The organism is Algoriphagus vanfongensis DSM 17529 (assembly GCF_000429465.1).
Lineage (GTDB): Bacteria > Bacteroidota > Bacteroidia > Cytophagales > Cyclobacteriaceae > Algoriphagus > Algoriphagus vanfongensis.
In genome coordinates this window covers 89948-111860 of record NZ_KE386906.1, presented here as the reverse complement: position 1 = coordinate 111860, position 21913 = coordinate 89948, and the positions used below count along the sequence as shown (strand labels likewise).

The window sequence follows — 21913 nt, the reverse complement described above, 5'->3', positions numbered from 1 at the left end:
TATTCTTCAATTCAACAATACTTTTTGAATTTCAGCCTCAAACTTTTCTAAAGTAAATCTCCTTGACCATTCCATTGCGCTTTGGGCTTTTTGTCCATACATACGTTGATTCTGAAGGTAAAATTCTATTCTAGCGGCAAGGTCTTTAGCATCCTTTTTCACCAAATCCCCTCTACTGCCATCACCTATCATCTCTGGCACACAAGATACTGGCGTAGTCAGAGGCAAACAGCCCCAGAACATTGCTTCAGCAACAGCCTTTGGCCAGCCTTCAGTTTCTGAAGCAAAGAGCAAAAAATGACTTTGACAAAATGCTTTCTTCAGTTCTTGTGCACCTACATTACCATGCAAAACAATCACAGACTTTAGCTTATTATCATGAATAAATTCTTGGATTCTTGTACGCTCCGTACCTTCTCCATAAAGATGCAATTGACATTTCACTCCACCTTGGGTCAAATGTTTAGCTGTTTCGCAGCTGATCATCGGATTTTTGCCTGAGTGAAGACTTCCAACGTAAATCAATTGCAAAGGGAAAGATAAACTTCTGACGGGACTTTCGACGATTTCTGATTCTGAATAGGATGCAGTAAAAAAGCTCAAAAGATTTCGATTGTTTCGGTTCCAATCTCCATACACAAGCACTCGCATATTTCTAGTCCAAAATTGATTTGCAAGGATATTTCGCTGCCATTTGTAAGTGAGTGGTTGCGCACTATTTGGGTCCCAGTTTCCAGCATATTTAGCTGACTTATTCTTCCAAGGAAAGAAAATCTGCACGAAAGAACCAATCAAACCTATATTACCAGGACAGCGAAGATGGATATGATCTGCCCTACCCATTTCAACAAATGTTTTGAAAAATGCTATTGGAAGCTGAATCAACAACTTCAATCTGGCAGGCCATGATAATGTGTTAATTTCAGGTACCTCCACAATTTTTAGATTGGAGTGGATGTATGGCAGATCAATGGGGTCAGGACTCTCGTCGTCGATGCATGGAGCTAGGACTATCACCTCATCAACATGGCGGAACCAAAGATTCATTTCCTTAACATATGGCCCGTAAGCAAAAAACTTATCTCCGACCTTTTTGTGCACCACATGGGATACGATCAAAAATCTCATAATTGAGATAGATTGTTTTTCACCTCAGTATAAAAATCTAAGTTTTGGTTTAAGATATTTTTGATATTAAACTGATGTTTGACTTTTTCTTGTCCGGCACAAGCTCTTTTTTTCATCTCTGTATCATTTGAAAATACATCTATGATTTTTTCTGCAATATCTTCCGGGTCATGAGGGTCACAAAGCCAACCTGAAACACCATCTTCGATCACTTCTGGACCGGGACCAGTAGATGTATAAATCACAGCTCTCCCCATAGCCATAGCTTCTGGTGCTACTAAGCCCAACGTTTCTACATGTGAAGGAAAGACACAACAATGTGCTTTAGAGTAAATTTCTGGGAGAGATCGCTGGTCTACCTGTCCATGGAAAACAATATGATTCTGAAGCGATTTTGGAATAATAGATTGGAGTATTTCCAAATATGAATTACCTGATCTATCCTTCCAATCTCTACCATAAACATGCAGACGAGCCAAAGGAAATTTGTCAACTACTCTTGCCATTGCTTGGCACAATTGCCTTATTCCTTTTTTTTCTATCAAAGTCCCTGCGAACACTAACTGGTAAGGTTCTATAGCAGAAAACTCACCGCCTGAAAACATTTCCAGATTAATTGGGATCATGATTACTTTTACTGGTCGAGGTTTGATTTTAAGGAAATTGGAGGTATGTCTGACGACGTAGTTTGAAACTCCTATAAAACCATCTGCCTTGGCAAAAGACCTTTTTTCTTGATATCCTTTCCAAAAATTCACCTTTCTATTTTCACCTTCTGCAAAAAAATGATGCCCGCCATGGAGGCGGATTATAAAGGCGATATCTGGTCTTTTAGTTAAAAATGCAAAGCTCAATTCAGAGCCCTCTATTACGTCTATTGGTTGAATTCTATGCAGAAGTTCTATTTCCCTATCAACTGCATTATAATTATGAGCCCAAGCAATTCCTCTTTTAGAGGAAAAAGGAGTGTATATAATTTTGACTCCATCCCTTTCTACAATATCTCTTTGACCCGATGTACCATTGATGATAGTCACTTGATGACCTGCCTTGACCAATGCAGGACAAATCACTATTAAAAAACTTCCAATACCACCATGAGACTTTCCTGGTCCCGGATATTCATTGGTCAGATAGCAGAGGTGCATACTATTAACTCTGTGTATTAGCCAAAGAGATCAAAGCATCAGCTACTCTTTGGGCAGATGATTCAGACTTTTTAGGTTCCACTATTTTATCAAACCATTTGGTACGATCAGGAGCCACCTCATCTGGAGCCTTGATAGCTCTTTTTATTTCAGGCAGAATTTCAGACTTGGAATAGATGAACCCTACAGCCTTCCAATTTTCCATAGATCTGAAATGCTGAAATTTATAAATCGTATCTACAGACCAATTCGATTTGACGTCCTTGTAATGATCATATCTCAAATAAAGACCTACATTTCCATAGGTAATAAAGTCCAACGCCATAGTGGATCCCATATTGATTACTACTTTACAATGGAAAGCGAGATTCACTAAGAGTTGGATATCCTCAAATAATGGAAAAAAACTTCCCCAGTGATCGCCTTTTTCCCATTTGGGTTTAATCAAACGAACTTCAGGATACTCCTCTAACACTTTAAGGTAACGAGATAGGGGCTCTACAGGGACAGGTCTAAATATGAGCTGAATACCAGACTGATCAATCAGAGCTTCCCCAACATCTTTTAGATATTGAGGGTCATTTGGAGAAGTGATTGTATCACATCCGGAGAAACAAACCCATTCTTTGGCTATATCTAGATCAAATTTATCGGCAAACTCTTTTCGGTCTAGTATAAGGCCTTTTTGAAAATAAAAATCAAACTGAGGAGAACCAGTCACCTTGATAGTCTTATCCTCAATATCAGGATAATAATCCTTCAATTCGTTTTTCATGTATTCGCTCCAGACCAAATATTGATCTGCACGGAATGGCAACCGCCCCTTTGGCAAATTATCCCAAGAAAAAATAGCTGTAGATGTAGGGATGTTTAAAGCTTTTGCTGCTTCAATTGCTGGCGTCACAGAATAAACCCTCTGATGTGTACAGAAAAGTATATCCGGCTTCATCTCCTCCAAAACTTTCTTTGCTTCTCGATACTCTTTGCTTGATCGAAGCAGCTTAAATCCCTTCTCTTCAATCAGCGAAACCCTGTCATAGCTCTTAACCCTACTGCCAATCTTCTCTGCAAAATAATTAAGTAATTTCCCTTTGAAAGAAGTAGAAGCTCTTGACCAATTGGTCAAAATTGTGGAGTTATTTTTCGTTTTTGCATTTAGTCTTATTCGTCCATATCGTCCAGACTCTCTCAATAGCTGCGCAGCTACCCCATTGGGTCTATGAACGTAAGGAAACTGATCAAATTTGACACCAAGTCTGTTTTCAGCGATTTGTATCATTTGAGGATCCAAACTATGCCAAAGAACTACCTGGTTACCACCTTGCTGAAGTATTTTAATCAAATCTGAATAGAGATAATTCCTTATCCCTACCCCATCAGGTATCAAAAGACAAACTCGCATGTACTATTTTTTCGTGCTAACTGAAATGTGGATATTTTGATCTAAATGAAAGACTCTAAGCCATATTTCCATTACCAATGCTGAAAATAAAATCCGGGCGTATGACTGTCTTGGGACTTCCCTCAACTCTCTGAGCATTTTTAAAAGGCCATCAGTATTAAAATCAAAATATTGGGCAGAAAGCTTTTCTTTTAGGAATTTTTCTAAGACATCTCCCCATGCCCCTCTCAGATAATCAAGATAAGGGATGGAAAAACCTTTTTTACTGCCCACATGCTCATATCCTGCAAAATCTTTATATATAGCCCTAGTGACCTCCTTATCAATTTGAGTTGGCATTAGAGATTCGGTACTACTAGATAATGATAGATCTACAAGTCGATGATCCAAAAAAGGAGCTCTTACTTCTAAGGAACTCCGCATTGAAGCGGCATCGACCTTTTGCAAAAAATCTCCAGGAAGCCTGGTCTCGATATCTACACCAAATGACAATTTTTCCGGATTCCCAGAATACTTTGGTAATAATTGAGCTGCAATCTTACTTACTTGGTTGATGGGTTTACCAGACCTAAACACTTTCCAATAATTACCAGAAAGATTTGTTTTCAAATAGAAGCCTTCCCAACTACTAAGTTTGAAGCGATTCTTATCAGATAGATACTTTTCCCAAGATGACTCAGAAATCTTCATAAAGCTAGATATGAATGTGCTTCCACCTGGAATGGACCTATTTCCAAATTCCTTATATAAATTCGGTTTATTATAAGAGCCAAAAACTTCATCCCCAGCATCTCCAGATAGCATTACTTTAGTATGGGAATTTACAGCCTCTGTTACTAGATGTGTGGGAATCAAAGAAGCATCTGCTAAAGGTTGGATGTTTTTGAGCAGTTTGACCAACACATGGAGAGAGCTGGGCTCTACCGAGACAATTTCTTGTTGTATATTAAGCTTTTTAGCAAAATTTCGGGCAGGATCTGTCTCATCACTTTTAGGATCACCAGTAGACATGGTTATTGCTAAAATATCTGGCTTGTGCTCTTTAGCTATTGCAGTAATCACTGAAGAATCAATCCCTGAACTCAAAAAAGTAGCAACCGGAACATCAGCATGGAGTTCATTGGCCACTATTTCAGTTAATAGACTTTTTACTTGGGATTTAAGACTTCCAAACTCTTGATTTTTAGTAGCCACAAGTGGATAATGGTAATATTTCTCCCACTCCAGTACATTATCCCTTATAAACAAATAATGAGCTGGCGGAAAAACACTGACCTCTTTATAGATGGTATGGTGAAGATTGATATACATGTTCTCCATCAAATCCACTACTGCATTTTGATTGATATTCAAATCCCCAGCATAGAGTTTTTTTAATGCAAGAAGCTCTGAAGCAAATATAATTTCTTGATCAGATTGAATAAAAAATAACGGCTTCTCCCCAAACCTATCCCTGCCCACAAATACGGTCTGTAATTGGCGATCATATATTACAAAGGCAAACATCCCCACCAATTTTTCTAGTACTCGTTTTCCAAAATGATGATAAGCTACTAAAAGAACCTCAGTATCTGAGGTAGTAAAAAATTGAAATCCAACACCTTGAAGAGTATCTCGTAACTCTTGATAATTGTAAATTTCACCATTAAACACAACAGTTAGTCCCAAATCTTCGCGAGAAAACGGCTGGTTTGCTGAAGAAGAAAGATCAATAATTGATAGCCTATTGTGGCCCAATGCAATCTTCGGACAGTTCCAAGAAGAACTAGCGTCAGGTCCTCGATGATTTTGAGCCTCCAAAGCCTCATCCAACCTCGTCAATTCCTCGTCAGAAATTTCCCCTTGAAATTTAATTATTCCTGCTATCCCACACATAGAGCTATCTCAACGCCGCCAAATATTTATTTTTCCAATCCTCCAGATCGTGGAAATCCCTAAGGGATGATGGATCTGGAACAAAATCATTCCGACGGGACCAAGCCAAGTTAAAACCCTGTTCCCAAGCCTCTAATTGATTAGGTTGATCTATTAGGATCGCACCTGGCAAGCCTTTAACTACCTCAGGAATTCCACCGGATTTTGACGCAATTACTTGATTCCCACATTTCGCTGCTTCAGCCAGTGATAAGCCAAATCCTTCTTTCCATAAGGATGTAAAAGTGTAGAAGTCACCTATCTGAAGATATTTAGGAAGATCCTTGTTAGCAATCTTGCCCAAACAATGAATTCTCGGACTATCTTCTAAACCTTCTTGTTTAGTTCCAATCACCAGCACTTCTAATTTCTCATACTTTATGAGCAGCTTTTCAACTAACTTTTGAAATAAGTGAAACCCTTTTTTAGGGCGATTATTTGAAAGCCAAATTAAAATTGATGAATCATCAGCAAAGCCCAATTCTCGCTTACGGATGGCCTTTTCTTTTGATGAAAGTGGAAAAAATAAATTAGAATCGACTCCATTTCCTACAATTGAGACCAGCGGAGTGAATACCTCATGCCTTTGGAAAGTCTCCATATACCCCAAGCTTGTTAGAAAAAGAACCTGATTCACCATGGAAGACCAGCTATCGGGAAAAAGAAAGGAGTGCCCATGAAATGAATAAACTAAATTAAAGTCATGCCCTCTCAACTTGAGTAATGCAAATGCTTCTAACAAGACAAGGTCATCCATTACCAACACTTGTACTGGCTGAGTACCTAGAGAAAGTGATTTAAAGGCCTTTACAAATTGACCTGCCTGGTTATTTAATACTTCCCATGATCTAAACCTCCTAGGAAAATGGGGAAGCCATTTTTTCTTTACACAATTGAAATGGGAATTGGTAGGACTGGTGGTTGGGGATAGTATAAAATCAAAAAATAGTGGCTCTTCTTGAATCAACTTGGATATCCTGTTGGTCCAACTCCCAATTTTTTTGCTGGGTAACTCCGTATTTGATACTAAGATGCGAATCAAAAAAAAATATTAAAATTCCTGAAGTTCTACCATTCTTCGGAACTGTGAATTGTTTTCTAGCAACTCTTCAAATCTGCCTGACTCCAATATTTCTCCTTTAGACATTAGATGAATCACATCTGCCTTCCTCACCGTACTCAGTCTATGGGCGATTATCACCATTGTGAATTTCCCCATCAAAAGATCGATGTTATCTTGAATTTGACGCTCCGTTTCCGAATCTAACGCAGAAGTAGCTTCATCAAAAATCAATATATCAACATCTTTAAACAACTCTCTAGCTATTGACACACGTTGTTTTTGCCCTCCACTAATTAATATCCCATTATCTCCTAGTCTAGTGTGCTCTTTTTCTGGCAAATCTTCCAGAAAATTCTCCAGTTTGGCCAACTTGACAGCATTTTGGAATCTTTGTCGATTTTCAGGAGTATCTGGAGCCCATAATGTGATGTTGTTGAAAATCGAATCATTAAAAATGACGGGTTCCTGAGTTATATATCCAAATCTTTTTCTGTAAGAAGCTAAGTTAATATCAGATCTATTCGTTTCGTTGACATTTAATTGACCGGCAGAAGGACTTAAAAGACCTATGAGGAGATTTACAAGAGAGGTTTTACCGCTACCACTTTCACCAACAAATGCATATGTCTGAAGGGGCGCCAATTCCAAATCAATGTTTTTAAGTACTTCAAATCCATTGGGGTATGCAAAACTTACATTTTTGAGAGTAAGGGAATTAATTTTTTCAATGCTTGGATCAGAATTGAAGTACTCTTTTCCATTATCAAACTCATCTATTAAGTCTACAGAAGCTCGAAGCCCTCCTATGTTGGAAATGAATCCTTGCCAACTCCCTTGTAAAGTCACTATATAGTTAAGCGCTCTATACAAAAACATCAAGCTGAGCATGATTGTAGCAATAGACCCACCTAAGTAATGGACCTGGATGACAATAATGAGTACCACAACCAAAAGAATCATAGGCTCCCTTGCGCTAGACATGATAGCATTATAAACACCTATTTTCCTTTGGGTTAATTCAATTTTGTCAATAATATCCTTCAATTTGTTTTTATAAGAAGAAAAATAGCCCGTAGCCTTGAGATATTTAAAATTATAAACAGACTGAACTAAGTAAGATTGGTAGGTATGACCTAAATTAGAAAGCCCTACTGATGCTATTTCGGTATTTTTGAATAAAAACCTAAACACATAATTAGACAAGTATCCCCCAATGCTTACCAAAATTGCAAATTCAAAATTGGACAGCATTGCAAGACCAATATATACCAAAAGTAACACCGCATGCTGCACCGAATTGAAATATGCCAAAAATCCATAGGTGAGTTTAATCCCCTCAGCTCCTAGGACATTTTGGATTTTACCAGAATCAAGATTTAGGAAATTTTTGTAATCCAATGAACTCAATCCATCGACAAGCTGATTACGCAGCTTCTTTACAAAGTGATTTTGAAGCTTGATCTTGTAACACCCATCCATAAACTTCAGGATAGCCTTCAGTACAAAAAGTACAATCATCACCACTATTACTGTATTGAGATTAACAGGCAAGCCAACCGTTTTGATCCAATCCAATAAAAACTGAAGCTCACCCATGGACTCAGTAGAGGTCATTTCTCCTCCATTGGCGGCTAGCTGAAAAACCGGAATGAACATGGCTAGTCCAAAGCCATCCAATAAACCAACAAAAATACTGAAGGATATCAATAGAAAGGATCGGTATCCTAGATAGGAATAGAAAAAGGCAAAATGCCTGAAATACTTGGTAATGACCTTATCGCTAAGTTTCATAATAACTCAAGCCCTATGCTTGAAGGCAAATTTTTTAAATTTGTAATAGAGATTATATTTCACCCGTTTCAAAAATCCAAAAGACACCTTCTCATTGAAAGTACCATCATAGGCATCATAAGCAGGATAAGCGGGCCACAGGTGAAGTTCACCTCCATCAAGTAGGAAAAAAAACATACTTTTAATAAATGCATTTTCCATATATACCTTTTTTGATTCATCTAAGAACTTTTCGGCAGTAGGAATAAAATAATTAAAATAGTATGATTTCCGCATCATCATCAATCGGGAGTCTGCCCACCTCAAATTTCTAGTGGGGTTTATGTATAACTCCTCCCGCATCTGATTTGTAGGAAGAAGAACTTCCGAAATATTCTTGATCAAATATCTTCCAGTGATTTTAATTAAATAATCAACTTTAGAGAGAAGCACGGAGTTTTCTACTGCGTATTGCATGATTTCCACTTCACCGTGTGATTTCCCCAAATAACTCCTTTTTGTCTCAAAATGAAGATATTCCAGATTCCCATATTCATTTCCCAATGCTACAATCATATCAGATTTAGTATTGGAATTATCAACAAAGACTACTTTAAACCCCTTAGACAAATAATACTTAGTAGCCTTAAAATAATCTCTTTCACGATCTTTAGGATTAATTCTCCCTCTTGTATCATCTGATGGATAAGGGCTAATGGAAGCTGTAAGCAATAGAACAAAACTCATTTAGATATAATCTATGCCTTATCTACATAAGGGTTAGTCCCCTTATATATGAAAATCAAATTGTGATAAAAGTGAATGGATGAAATTTGCTGCTCAAACGGGGAAGGTTTTCTATCCGAATCTTTGAATTCTGTATGATTTAATCCATGAACTAGTGATTTAAAATAGCCCATTGCGGTACTCAATTCATCTGGTTCTCCACTATTGCCACCATATTCAGGCCAATAGGAAGTCTGTATGTCTTCAATTGCATAAATTCCTCCTTCTTTAAGAAGAGGGAACAAAATTTGAAACGTGTCGATAATATGTTCATTCATATGACTTCCATCGTCGATAATAATCTCGAATCCACCAGCTTTTTTCGAGAGGTTTTCCAACAATGGCTTATCAACTTGACTCCCTTTGACAATACTAATTCTACCTTCCTCAAGTAGAGTCTTGTCATAAATATCCAAACCAAAGATTTCAGCTTTCGAAAAGTATCTTTCCCACATTCTTAAAGAACCTCCTCCTTGAGTTGGATTATCATATCCTCCAATCCCAATCTCAAGAAGTTTAAACTTCTTATTTCGGAATTTCTCAAAATGAAAATTATAATGTTGTGTATAAAAATGCTTTCCCCACTTATCAGTTTTATACGTGACAGCTAAAAAATTGAGGTTTTGTGTTTTACCAAAAGTCCTAAATCGATTAACCAGGCGGATGAGTTTTCTTCTCTTTTTGAAATCCAACTTATCCAAAAAAACTTCTACTTTATTCATTTAAATATTTTTTTCAGGATCGAATATTTTTGCGGCTTGTCATCTTCATAGTAGCCATACCCATAACCATAAGTATATCCATACCCATATGTCACTTTACTGCCATCTACTCCATTAAAAACTGCATACAAATTCTTCATCCCTTTATTAAGCTTCAACCCATTCAGTGCCTCTACAAAGCTTCTTTGGCTATAATTCTGTCTGAAAACAAACAAAGTCAAGTCAACAAAAGGCAATAAATCTAATGTCTCACTAACAAGGCCTACTGGTGGTGTATCCAAAATCACTACCTCGTAGGTTTCTTTTAAAGTAGTGATCAAGTTTTCAAATTCCTTGGTAAACAACAATTCAGCAGGGTTTGGAGGAGTTGGTCCAGAGACCATTATATCCAGATTGTCATACTTTGATTGTTTGATTGCCTCATTCCATCCGATCTGACCACTCAAAACTGTAGATAACCCAACATCATTAGTGATTCCAAAGTCATTGAAAATTCGAGGTTTACGCATATCACAACCAATTAGTATCGTTTTCTTACCCGTAAGTGAATAAACTGATGCTAAATTCATTGCACAAAATGTCTTGCCCTCTCCAGAGATAGTCGAGGTAACCATCACAGTGAGCTGCTTCTCATTTGGAGAAATAAACCTGATGTTTGCCCGTAGCGACCTAAAGCCTTCTGCAAGCCCTGACTTGCCTTGTTCCAATACCACTAGATTTGATTTTTTCTTATTGTAAAGAATGGTAGACAACAAGGGGATTCTTAATTTTCGCTCCAAATAAGATACATCCTCTATTTTTGTGCGAGTTAATTCTCTGATTAATACAATAAGGATCGGAATCATTATTCCTGCAAATATCCCGAGAGTATAGTTTCTAATAGGAATTGGACTAGTTAAATATCCCCCTGATGCTGGCTCAATTATTTTATTTTCAGCCTTATTAGAAGCCTTGGTGATAGCAGCCTCGGCTCTTTTTTCCATCAGGTAATTATAGATATTCTCATTTAATGCAAACTGCCGTTGAATTCTTATTAGATTTTGTTGGGTCTCTGGTAAGTCTCTAAACGAACTCTCTATACTTTCTATCCTATTTTTCAAGTCCTCGATCAAAAGTGCTGAGTTACTATCAACATTTTTCAAGACCTCTTGTATGGATTTGTTTAGCTCTCTAATTTTATTGTTTGAAGCCTGGACCACAGGAGCCTGCTCAGTAAGAGTTGCAAGTTGTCTTGACTTTTCTACTTGCAATTCCATCAGATTTGAAATCAAAGAGTTTAGGATAGGATCATCAATACCAATCCCAGAAGGAACTACGAGGTCACTATACTGTTCTCTGATCAGGTATCCTCCTAAATTCCTGTAATAGTTCCTTTTAAACTCCTCCTGCCCTAATTGATTTTCAAGTTCAGTAAGTTGACTAAAAACTGAAGAACTTTCGGATTCGAGATTATAAATCTTATTGGAAGATCGGAATGTTTGAAGTTGATTTTCAAATTGCCTTAAACTATCTGAGACGCCTGCTACTTGGCTGTCAATAAAATTCACTGTGTTGGAAGCAATCTGATTTTTTTCTTCTAACTCCAAAAATAAATACGTTTCCATCAACTTATTGATGTAAACTTCTCCCTTTCTTACACTAGGTGTGCTCAGTCCCAACTCAAGTATTGAGCCCTCTTTTTGAGCATTCTGAATCATCAATTTATTAGAATATTCCCCTATCAATGATTCTAAATCTCTAAACTTAACCAAAACCTCCCCTTCTGGCTCCACACTGGTTTTAGTAACTTTTATTGTGAAATTATTAGTCTGAATCCACTCCCCAAAAGGGTAGTTTTTGGGCTCAGGCAATATCTCCATTTTTGCTTTAGAGCCGTCTGGAAGATATTTGCTATATTCTTTATCCTCAAAGGAAATTTCAAATTCCTTTTCATTCTTCCATCTTATGGTCACAAGACCCTGCAAAATTTGAGGTTCTTTCCAGTTAACTTCTACGAGAATTGGTGTATTGATGTAAAGCTCGGTGTTAATAAACGTCCCTCTTGAATAATACTCAGTATTAAAGTCAAGTTGTCTTAAAGTTGCCTCTGCTATAGGTCTTGACTTTAGGATGGTAATTTCATTTACTAGACCATTTTTTACAGATCCATCAATTGCCGGACCATTAAATAATGAAAATTGACTATCGTTGTCTTTAATAAAAAACAAGCCCGAAACTTTGAACATCGGCGTGCTCATTCTTGTATAGACGTAAGAGCCTATTAGAAACAAAAAAGCTGAGACCAAGATAATTGGCCAGACCCTAATGATTTTAGGGATCACGGATTTGATATCAAACGAACTGTCTTCGCTAAAAAATTCTTTTTCTTCGGAGTCAAAACTCATATTTACTTAATTATTGACAAGAGTTAGTATAAGTGTAATAGCTGTAATTGAGGTAGTCAATAGCGTCAAAGTCTCAACCAATGAACTACCTGCTCCAATTTCACGAACTTTCATAGGTTCAGCATAAATTAAATCATTAGGCTTCAACCAATAAAATTCGGTAGTTAAAAGATCTCTATCAAGAAGATCAATTTTGTGTATTTGCGTACCATCTGGATATTGTCTCACCAAAAGCACTTCATTTCTTTTGGCTAATCTGCTCAGGTCTCCCGCAAAGGCAATCGCCTCAAAAATAGTTACTCTGTTTTGGAGGATTGTGAACTTACCTGAACTATTAAACTCACCAAGAGCACTAAATCTCACACCTCCCAATCGCACTCTGACGAAATACTCGCCTTCCTTAACGTATTTTTTAACTTCATTTTCGACAACGACCTTAGCTTCATCTATAGTCATTCCGTCTAGTTTTACTTCTCCAATAAGCGGGAGTTCAATTTGCCCTTGTTCGTCCAAAGAATATCCATTCATAAAAAAAACATCTCCTGCACTTTGGCCTCCTCCTGCCATTTGATTCCCATTTTGGTCATTAAAGGTTGAGGAAAGTAATCTATTCAAATCCGGATCAGTTGTTTTGATATTCACTTCTATGATGTCATTTACCTGAAGTAAATATTCCTCTGGCTGATAAGGGTATTTGACGCTTGACTCTTTTAAAGGGCCTGTACTATCCTCTAATTCTTGCATGTAGATCACCTTCTTATTTGACACACAGGAAAACAAACTCAAGACAACAACCACCGAAACGATGGCGATTTTAAAATACTTCGAAAGCATTTATACTATTATTTAAAATTTTAATACTAAAACCACCCAAAAATAGAAATATATCTAAATAATACTCTTTCGGGACAAACTCATTTATAATCTAGCATCCACCCTATCTTTTTCAAGAAATCCTTTCACATCAAAGACAACTTGACTTTCTGATTTAGAGATGGCCAATGTTTTGAACTCTTTGTGAGCAACTGCCAAAATCACCGCAGAATAATCACCTAACTCTGGCTCTTTGCTTCCAGAAATGATATCAATCCCATATTCATGCCTAACCTCAGCTGGATTGGCCCAAGGATCGAAGACATCCACTTCCATGTCGTAGGACTTCAGTTCCTTGTAAATATCAATCACACGCGTATTTCGGACATCCGGACAATCCTCTTTAAAGGTAAAGCCTAGAATCAACACCTTGGAATCAATCACTTTCAGATCTTTCCGCATCATGAGCTTGATCACTTCTGTGGCGACATGCTTGCCCATGGAGTCATTTAGCCGACGGCCTGCCAAAATGATTTCAGGATGATAGCCCACTTCTTGAGCTTTTTGTGCCAAGTAAAAAGGGTCAACCCCAATACAATGACCACCAACCAATCCTGGTCGGAATTTCAGAAAATTCCATTTCGTTCCAGCTGCTTCTAACACTTCTTGGGTATCTATTCCCAATAGGTTAAAGATTTTCGAAAGCTCATTGACAAAAGCAATATTGATATCACGTTGGGAGTTCTCGATCACCTTTGCCGCTTCGGCTACTCGGATCGAAGAGGCTTTGTGAGTCCCAGCTGTAATAACTGTTTTGTATAACTGATCCACATACTCTGCAACTTCTGGAGTACTTCCAGAGGTGACCTTCAATATTTTAGCTACGGTATGTTCCTTGTCACCAGGGTTGATTCGCTCTGGAGAATAGCCTGCAAAAAAGTCCTCGTTATAGGTAAGGCCAGAAATATTCTCCAAAACTGGCACACATTCATCCTCTGTGACCCCAGGATATACAGTAGATTCATAGATGACCACATCCCCTGTTTTTAAAAATTTCGCAATGTTCTCGGAAGCTTTTAGCATCGGAGTCAGTACTGGTCTATTGTGTCTATCAGTTGGCGTAGGGACAGTTACAATATAAACCTGACAGTCTGACAAGTCTTGGTCAGTGAATGTGGGTAGTAGGCCAGTAGGCTTTCCGGCAAGATCTTCTTGAAGAACCGAAGCAAGTAATTCATCATCGACTTCTAACGTATTGTCTTTCCCTTTTTGCAGTTCGTTAACTCTCTTTTGATCAATATCAAACCCTACAACAGGGAACTTTTTCGCAAACTCTACCGCCAGAGGAAGGCCTACATAGCCTAGACCAATGACTGCTATTTTCACTTCTTCAAACGGTCTCAACATATTACTCATTCTTGGTAGCACTAGCCAGCTTCGCCCCTTCAGTCACAGAGACTTAGCTAATTAATTATGAAATATTTATCTAAAATTTGTAAGAGGAAGTACTTAATTCTTTTCAAAAAAGTAGCTTTCCTAGCAAATTTCAAGCTTTTTGACTAGGGAAAAATGAGTACCAAAATTACTCACCCCATAATTGATAGCAAAACTAACAGAAAATGTGTGAAATAAAACCAAGGGTATCTTACTCAATTTCCAACTCGATAAATCAGGTGGATTTGGGTGAAAAAAGATCCTAAGTTTTGACCGTCAGGAAAGTCAACTGTACTTGTAGCCTCTGATTGCCACTGATAATTCAAAGCTCGAATATATTGGAACTTCCCACTCAAGATCAATCGATCCCATTCCTGATCCCAAAGCAAACCAACACTGAGGTCAATCCATGGCTTTTTCTCGGTGTTTTGCCCGAAAGCACGGTAAAAAAAATCCTGATTATTGGCCAATCTTTCAAGTCTTACTCCTCTTTTATTCAAGCCTGCGACCTTCGCTATTTCCAACGTCTGAACATTAGAGCCTACCCCGGGACCTGTACCTAATGCTTCCCCGAAATTAGTAAAACCTCGAGCCTGTCCATGGGTATGCCATGTGTAAGACCCTCCTAAACCCGCATAACGAATATATCTGTTAACCGACTCTTGCTGATGGAGTAGTTCAGCTCTAACTTGAACATACTCTTCTTCAATCCCTGTTTTCCAAACCTTTTGAAATCCCAACAGATAGGCTCTCGCATGCTCTGGGTTTAATATAGCCTCTCTCCAATTGTAGGCATGGTCTCTTCTGCCGTATTCAAAATACACCTCCATGCTGGCTTTGGGAATGACGTATCTCCCAAAAAAAGTAAACTGCTGATCTCTGCCTTCGCTATCCTTATCAAATCCATAAACAGACTTTTGGAAAGGCTCGAAAATAGGGAGATAGTCAAAAAATTCATCCCCCATTTGATCTGAGTATTGCTGATGTGTCCTCGTAAAACCAACGAACATCGTGGGCACCCATTTAGGATTATAAGTTAATGTCATTGCATTAACATACTTATGATCACCTGAAAAGGGATAGAAATACAAGCTGTTCAATTCAGCTAATTGCGCAGGAGCTAATCCTGAATCTTCAATTTTTCCAGATAAGATTTCTCCTTCAAACTGCCCCAGAAAAGTTTTAGCCGGCCTTCTTGTTCTAAGAGTCAAGTGAGGAAAACTCCTTGCATTATTTGAGAAAGTCAAAGCGCTGAATTGCCCTGGACCCCACCAAATATTTTCTGTAGAAATACCTGCTTCCAGAAATCCAGCCTGCAGCGTGAATTTCGACTGTCCCCACCAAATTAAGGTCGTTGGGCTTTCTCCATATCTTTCGGGATAATCACCAAAACTCCATGATCTGTATCTTGCTTCTGCAATATTTCTCTGAGTAAAACTAAAACCCTGAAAAGATTTGTTTTCCGTCCAAATTAATTCGGGGCTTAGTTTAATGTTGAATACCGAAAATTTTGCTTCAACCCCCAGATTTGTATAGGATTGAAGTCCCACGTTCGGTACCATTGCTCCATTTCCCCAACCATATGGACGTTTTGAATTAAACTCCATCGTCTGTCTTATAGGTAAAGCCCTGATGAAGTTTTCGTTTGGAGAGATGAATAGATTCAAGGACGTAAACGCTTGAGAGCTATCCATCCTATGAAGTGCCAGAGGTAGAGGTCTCAATGCAAAACTAGGCCCTTGCATTTCACTATTTAAGAGTTGACTCCTCCGTATGGCCTCCTCGATGACAGGCATTCCAGTTTGTAAGGACTGCCCATACAGTGAATGAATCCGGCCAAACATACCGAAGACAAAAACTGCAAAGATTAAAGTTGGAAGGATATTTTTACCTATCTTTTGTCTACTTACCATTAAACTTCTATGAAAAGGATCGTTCAACAATCCATTTTTTTAATTTTTATTTCCCTCAATCTCCAAGCCCAAGAGGTGAATATTCTTGATTTTGGCGCTGACCCAAGTGGCAAATTCGAAAATTCCGATTTAATCAATATATTGGTAGATAGTCTGTCTACAAGTGGGGGAGGAACTGTTTATGTTCCTAAAGGTAAGTACCTACTCAACGATGCTATTATTCTGAAAAGCAATATTTCATTGAAGGGTGAAAATTCTAATGAAACTATTTTTTTTAGAGACTCCGTAAAGGGAGGCTGGAGTATCAGCAAAGCCCAAGGATTAATCACTACAAATCCTGCAGCAGCTAATCATAACATCCACGTCTCTCATGTTCAAGTTAATGGTAATTTCAAAAAGAAAGCCTCAAGAGGAAAGGCGGGAATTGCATTGAGAAATTGTAGCAAGAGTAGTATCAAAGACGTACAAACATTCAATACATGGCATGGAGTTGCTTTCTACGACTTTAAAGGGGATGATTCGCAAAACATTATAGACCGAGTGATTTCTACCAATGCCCACACATTCACAAGTAAAGACAATTCTGGACGACCAAGAGGAATATTATCCGTAGATCCCGGTAGCAAAATATTGAATTCTAAAAGCTTTAATGCAGGAACAGGATTTTATGCTTATGGAAAAAACATTACTCTTGAAGGGAACCATGCTGAGGGCTGGTTTGAGGACAATGGCTATTATTTGATCGTCGATAATCTTACAGTCAAAAACTGCTCAGCCAAGGGCGGTCCAAGTCCTGAAAAAGGTTATGGATCCGGGTTTGCCATAGGCTACAAGAAAGGAGCTCTTATCGAAAATAACCTAGCCGAAAATTGTGACAATTATGGCTTTAGAATTCATGTACCTCAATCAAACACCAAATTGATAAATAATCGCGCGATTGGTTGCGGAAATGGATTTGGTATTGAAACAGCTTCACACCCTTATCCTGAAGTTTCGTCTGATATCTACATGGAAGGCAATTTGGCTCAAAATAGTGGCATACATGGTTTTCTTTTTCGCCAAATGGAAAATTCTCAGGTACTTAATAACAAAGCTATCAATGGCAATCAACGCATGCTAACCTTGTCTACTCGAGGAGCTATAGCTTTGAAAGATTATTTGAAAAACAATACATTCTCAAACAATATCTGCGAAGACAACCAAAACAAGAAAACTCAACTTTATGGCCTATATGACTTTTCTGTAAATGACATTAAATCTGCATCCAAAAAGGGGAAAAACAACAAAATCAAACATAAGTCAAAGTCAGGAAAAGACGTGTTCTAGTATTTTTTCAACATCATGTTTTTAACAAATCCGACCAGTTTCAGCTGCCTTGTGATACGCTTAGGGTCGGAAAGTAATCGGTAAAGCCACTCCACTTTGAAATCCAAAAATACTTGGGGTGCTCTTTTTACCTTCTCAGTATATACATCAAAACTCCCACCTAATCCCATATATACAGCTGCATGAACCTTGACCATTTCGGTCATTAGGTTTTCTTGGGCAGGACTTCCCATCGCCACAAAGACGAAATCAGGTTTTTTTTCTTCTATGTCTTTAATCAATAGTTTACGATCTCCTTCTTTGAGATACCCATTTCTATATCCTTTGATCGCTATTCCGGGATATTCAATTTTGATTTTTTGAACTACTGCTTGTATTACAGGTTCTGTCCCACCCACAAAGTAAAAAGAACTATCCTTGTAACAATTTTTCACAAACTCAAGCCAAAGCTCTACTCCAGGGATTTTGACCACATTGTTTAAGCCTTTTTGTTTAAGAGCCCAGACTGCACCTACACCATCAGCATAGCCAATGTTAGCATTTATAACTTCTTTCAGTTGAGGGTTGGAATTGACTATTTTCTCAGCATTTACAGCAATCAGTATTACTGGTGGCCTTTGATTAGCAAACTCTATTAGGTCTACCTTGCTTCCAAAGCCATACACTCTGATACCATTTATAAATTTATGCTGCATTGATAATATACTAGTTGGAACTTGATTACGTGAGATGATAATAATGATTCACTAAGTCTTTACCAATAGACGCAGAATCATATTTTAAGGCTACGGAATAAGCCTTATTTTTCATTTTTTCAGTTTGTTGTTGATCTAAACTAAAAAAATGATCAACCCATTTTGCGATTTGCTGTGGATCTTTTTGCGGGACCAAATAGCCATTCTCATCGTGCAGGACAAAATCACGAACAGCACCTCTATCCAAAGCCAGAACAGGGCAAGACGCCGCTAACGCCTCTAGTGCTGTGAGCCCCAAACTTTCTCCCTTTCGATCGCTCAAAAATAAGAACAAATCGATATCATCGAAAAACTGTGGAACCTCTGATTTGGCAATTGCACCTAGATACTTCGTAGTGGGCAACCTTCTATCTTGCTTAATCCGGTCGTTCAGCTGATGAACCATCTCTCCTGTACCTGCTATTTTTGCTTTAATCCCTTTGGTTTTAGAGAGTGATATAGCATCTAAAAATAAGTTGATCCCTTTATTTTCTTCTATCCTTCCAAGAAACCCTACTACTTTCCTAGAAGGATCGATTGCTCGAATCCCTCTAAATAAAGTAACATCAACTCCTCCCGAAGGAGAAATAAACACTGTATTGGGATTCAAGCTAAATTTCTTAACCACCTCTTTCTTAAAATATTCTGAAGGCACTACAACGCTATCTGCTTTTCTTATCGCCCACTTTGAAACTTTCCCCAATACATCTCCCCGTTTTTTTTCGGGAAACACGTCACTTCCATGACCATTAAAAACCCATTTGGACATGTTAGACTTGTTCAAAAAAAAGAATGGAATCAATGTATGGTTGAGAAAATGTGCATGAACAACATCATACTTTTTCCCAAAGAGGCCTAAAGTTAAAACCACCCGACTAAAAAAAGTCAAATAGCTAACCGCTTTTATGATATAGTTTTGACTTTTAGTTATTACAATCCGGTCAATTTCCACTAATTGCGTCTTTATCAATGCATCTTCCATCTCTTTAACAAAGGTCCCATAATAAGGAAACTGGGAAGAAGGATACATATTAGATATCAAAAGTACTTTAAGCTTCACCTAGACTAAAGTTGATGTTGACTGGGTTTTACTTGAGGGGTAATGAACTACCAAACCATTGAAAAATCCTAAGCTAATTCCTAGCATCGCAGAATTGAAAATATGCCCCGCCATCATCGATATCAAAATCAAAATCAAATTTATCGCCCAATAGGGTGTATTAGAAATGATTCCCTCATACATTGACTTGCAAGTGACGGCCACATAAATTGCCAGAATCAATCCCATCCCGAGCATACCATTGATAAACAACAAGTCAAAAAAATCAATTTCTATTATTTGGGCTTTAGTATGATACCGACCCATCATATCAACAAACTCACCATTGCCCAAACCGAAAAGATAGTCCCAAAACCCAAAAACCTCCGTATAAAAACTCATAGCTCCTGCCACCATTTCATTTCTTCCAGACAGTATAAATGTCAATAAATCCATCCGCTGATAAAAAAACGAGATCCTGTCGATGAGTCCTGTGGCTTGAACCCCATAATATACCGAGCCGACGATTGCAAATGCTAAAAAGGGTAACATCAACACAATCAAAAACTGACCAAGAGACATTTTCTTTTTGAGTAGTGTAGGTAGCTCTGTCAATCCTACTATCAAAATTATTCCTAGAATGGCCGTTTTAGAAGTATTCATAATTCCCAAAATCAAGAGAAATACAAAAAAAACAAACCTAAAGATCGAACCCCAACCCTTAGTCAAATACCAACAAACCCCACCAAACAACACAAAAATTCCAGCTACTTCATTGCCCGCATAAAAAAAGCCGCGGCCTCCTATACCTGCTCCTTCAGGACCATTATATTGACTATAACCAATACCTGCCACACCAAGCAGAATATTAACAGCAATAAGAGCAAAATTGCTCCAAGCAAATGTATTGCGGATTTTGAGGTTTTGACCCTTGATATTGTCTAGGCTGCCAAAAAACAAAAAAGAAATAGGAAATAATATCAACTTGAGGTTGTATCCAAAATCTCCTACAACACCTCTGGTGTCACCAGTAAAGATAGATCTGAAAAGTAAAGGGAATAGAAAAAATAAAATCAGCCCAAAGGAAATCAAAAAGTAAGAAGTATTCTTCCAGAGCAAGTATAATAGCATCCCAGCTAGTAGTGCCATCTTAAATAGTTGGGAAATAGAAAGCCCCACCCCTATCCGGATCAATACACCATTAAGACAATCTACCCAAAGATATGTAAAAGCCATCCCGAGTAGCACCCATTTTAGTAATTCAAACACATCACCTAATGGCTGCGATCTATCCATTTTTAAAAATATACTCCTTTAGATAAAGGAATAAAATCAAGGCAAATCCAGTCATCAAACCCAAAAATATACATACAGCCAGAATGAGTGGAATATTTGGTTTAGATGTCTGATAAGAAACCACAGGTGGATTAATAACCGTCAACTGAGGAATATCTTCCTGTACTTTCAGTTTGGCCTGATCACGCTGGACCGCAAGATTATTATAAAGATTGTTCGCAAGATTATATTCTGCCTGTAGCCTTTCTTCATCGGCTCTCCATGCGGACATATTCAGGTGCTGGTTTCTATCTCTAAACGTATATAGTTTCTCTTGACTTTCGTAAAAACTTCGTTTTGCCTCTTCAAACTGACTTTCCACAAAATTCAAATTTTGCATGGCTTTTTCAGTTTTATATTCTACTACATAGTCAGAGAGCAATTGATATAGATGAACAGCCATTTGTGCTGACACTTCAGGATTAAGACTCTCAGCTACAAGTGTAATGGCTCCGGTACTTTGGTCACTTTCAAGCGTGATCATATTTTTGAACTCATTAAATAATGGAACAAGTTCTCGGCTGGAAAATACGCTAGAATCTGAAACAACCATATCCAAATTAAGAGGCTCAGGTTTTTCACCAAAAATTTTACTTGGAAGTCCGATGGTATACCCTTTAATTAATGATTTAAGAGATGGTCTACGATTATTTTCTACGAAACTACCTAATTTCATTTCTCCTCCATTAACTAAAATCATCTTCTGACTCAATTTCCAGAGGAAAGGGTAGCTATAAATAATTTCATTGTAAAGGCTAGGTGATAGCTGGGAAGAGTTTTGACTATCAAATGACCCTAAATTCAACCCTGAGATGCCTCCTAATTGACTCATTAGGTTGCCTCCGGAATTTCCACTTTCAGCTACAAATTTCAAATTGGATTCATAGTGATCTCTGGTCAAAAGGATCACAACAATTCCTAGAATCAAGAATCCTCCCAACACCTTTAGCAGGCTTCGGATTTTTTTTGAGAAAAACTGGATCAGTTCCCCAATATCAATCG

17 protein-coding genes are annotated in these 21913 nt (G+C 37.9%); 1 reads left to right on the top strand and 16 read right to left on the bottom strand.

What is annotated here, in order from left to right; all coding sequences use genetic code 11:
* Window positions 1-6: 6 nt before the first annotated feature.
* From G460_RS0119405 to G460_RS0119350, 12 genes are all read right to left on the bottom strand, one after another.
* A complete protein-coding gene (locus G460_RS0119405) occupies window positions 7-1128 on the bottom strand; it encodes a glycosyltransferase family 4 protein (RefSeq protein WP_026956899.1) in 1122 nt (373 codons plus the stop codon).
* Window positions 1125-2276, bottom strand: coding sequence for a glycosyltransferase family 4 protein (locus tag G460_RS0119400; RefSeq protein WP_026956898.1), 1152 nt, complete (start codon window positions 2274-2276; stop codon window positions 1125-1127). Before G460_RS0119400 ends, G460_RS0119405 begins: the two co-directional genes overlap by 4 nt.
* A 4-nt stretch (window positions 2277-2280) precedes the next feature.
* Window positions 2281-3678, bottom strand: coding sequence for a glycosyltransferase family protein (locus G460_RS0119395; RefSeq protein ID WP_026956897.1), 1398 nt, complete (start codon window positions 3676-3678; stop codon window positions 2281-2283).
* A gap of 3 nt (window positions 3679-3681) precedes the next feature.
* Entirely contained in the window at window positions 3682-5553 is a 1872-nt protein-coding gene (gene asnB / locus G460_RS0119390; RefSeq protein ID WP_026956896.1) for an asparagine synthase (glutamine-hydrolyzing), read from the bottom strand.
* A 4-nt stretch (window positions 5554-5557) separates the two neighbouring features.
* Window positions 5558-6559 carry a glycosyltransferase family 4 protein gene (locus tag G460_RS0119385; protein ID WP_157366974.1) on the bottom strand — a complete coding sequence of 334 codons (1002 nt, stop codon included), beginning with the start codon at window positions 6557-6559 and terminating at the stop codon, window positions 5558-5560.
* Between the two features lie 84 nt (window positions 6560-6643).
* Window positions 6644-8446, bottom strand: a complete 1803-nt coding sequence (locus G460_RS0119380) for an ABC transporter ATP-binding protein (protein WP_026956894.1) — start codon at window positions 8444-8446, stop codon at window positions 6644-6646.
* A gap of 6 nt (window positions 8447-8452) precedes the next feature.
* Complete coding sequence (locus tag G460_RS0119375) at window positions 8453-9172, bottom strand: hypothetical protein (protein WP_157366973.1); 720 nt, start codon at window positions 9170-9172, stop codon at window positions 8453-8455.
* 11 nt (window positions 9173-9183) lie between these two features.
* On the bottom strand, window positions 9184-9933 hold the full coding sequence (locus G460_RS0119370) for a methyltransferase (protein WP_026956892.1): 750 nt from the start codon (window positions 9931-9933) through the stop codon (window positions 9184-9186).
* Window positions 9930-12317 (bottom strand): GumC family protein, encoded by a 2388-nt coding sequence (locus G460_RS0119365; RefSeq protein WP_026956891.1) that lies wholly within the window; start codon window positions 12315-12317, stop codon window positions 9930-9932. Before G460_RS0119365 ends, G460_RS0119370 begins: the two co-directional genes overlap by 4 nt.
* 6 nt (window positions 12318-12323) lie before the next feature.
* Entirely contained in the window at window positions 12324-13061 is a 738-nt protein-coding gene (locus G460_RS0119360; protein WP_026956890.1) for a polysaccharide biosynthesis/export family protein, read from the bottom strand.
* A 174-nt stretch (window positions 13062-13235) separates the two neighbouring features.
* The gene (locus G460_RS0119355) at window positions 13236-14546 is read right to left on the bottom strand and encodes a nucleotide sugar dehydrogenase (RefSeq protein ID WP_425393941.1); all 1311 of its coding nucleotides are present in this window, start codon (window positions 14544-14546) and stop codon (window positions 13236-13238) included.
* Between the two features lie 233 nt (window positions 14547-14779).
* Window positions 14780-16360, bottom strand: coding sequence for a capsule assembly Wzi family protein (locus G460_RS0119350; protein ID WP_245578763.1), 1581 nt, complete (start codon window positions 16358-16360; stop codon window positions 14780-14782).
* Window positions 16361-16552: 192 nt separating this feature from the next.
* Here G460_RS0119350 and G460_RS0119345 point away from each other — a divergent pair, with 192 nt between their 5' ends.
* Window positions 16553-17803 carry a glycosyl hydrolase family 28-related protein gene (locus tag G460_RS0119345; RefSeq protein ID WP_169817538.1) on the top strand — a complete coding sequence of 417 codons (1251 nt, stop codon included), beginning with the start codon at window positions 16553-16555 and terminating at the stop codon, window positions 17801-17803.
* Here the strand turns inward: G460_RS0119345 and G460_RS0119340 are convergent.
* Genes G460_RS0119340 through G460_RS22770 form a run of 4 tightly spaced genes read right to left on the bottom strand, consistent with a single transcriptional unit; the run spans window position 17800 to window position 21743 of the window.
* Complete coding sequence (locus tag G460_RS0119340; RefSeq protein ID WP_026956886.1) at window positions 17800-18498, bottom strand: WecB/TagA/CpsF family glycosyltransferase; 699 nt, start codon at window positions 18496-18498, stop codon at window positions 17800-17802. The genes G460_RS0119345 and G460_RS0119340 overlap by 4 nt on opposite strands.
* 25 nt (window positions 18499-18523) lie before the next feature.
* Window positions 18524-19597, bottom strand: coding sequence for a glycosyltransferase family 4 protein (locus tag G460_RS0119335; protein WP_157366972.1), 1074 nt, complete (start codon window positions 19595-19597; stop codon window positions 18524-18526).
* Window positions 19598-20872, bottom strand: coding sequence for an O-antigen ligase family protein (locus G460_RS0119330; protein WP_026956884.1), 1275 nt, complete (start codon window positions 20870-20872; stop codon window positions 19598-19600). It abuts the gene before it with no gap.
* A complete protein-coding gene (locus tag G460_RS22770) occupies window positions 20865-21743 on the bottom strand; it encodes a GNVR domain-containing protein (protein ID WP_169817537.1) in 879 nt (292 codons plus the stop codon). Before G460_RS22770 ends, G460_RS0119330 begins: the two co-directional genes overlap by 8 nt.
* Window positions 21744-21913: the final 170 nt, after the last annotated feature.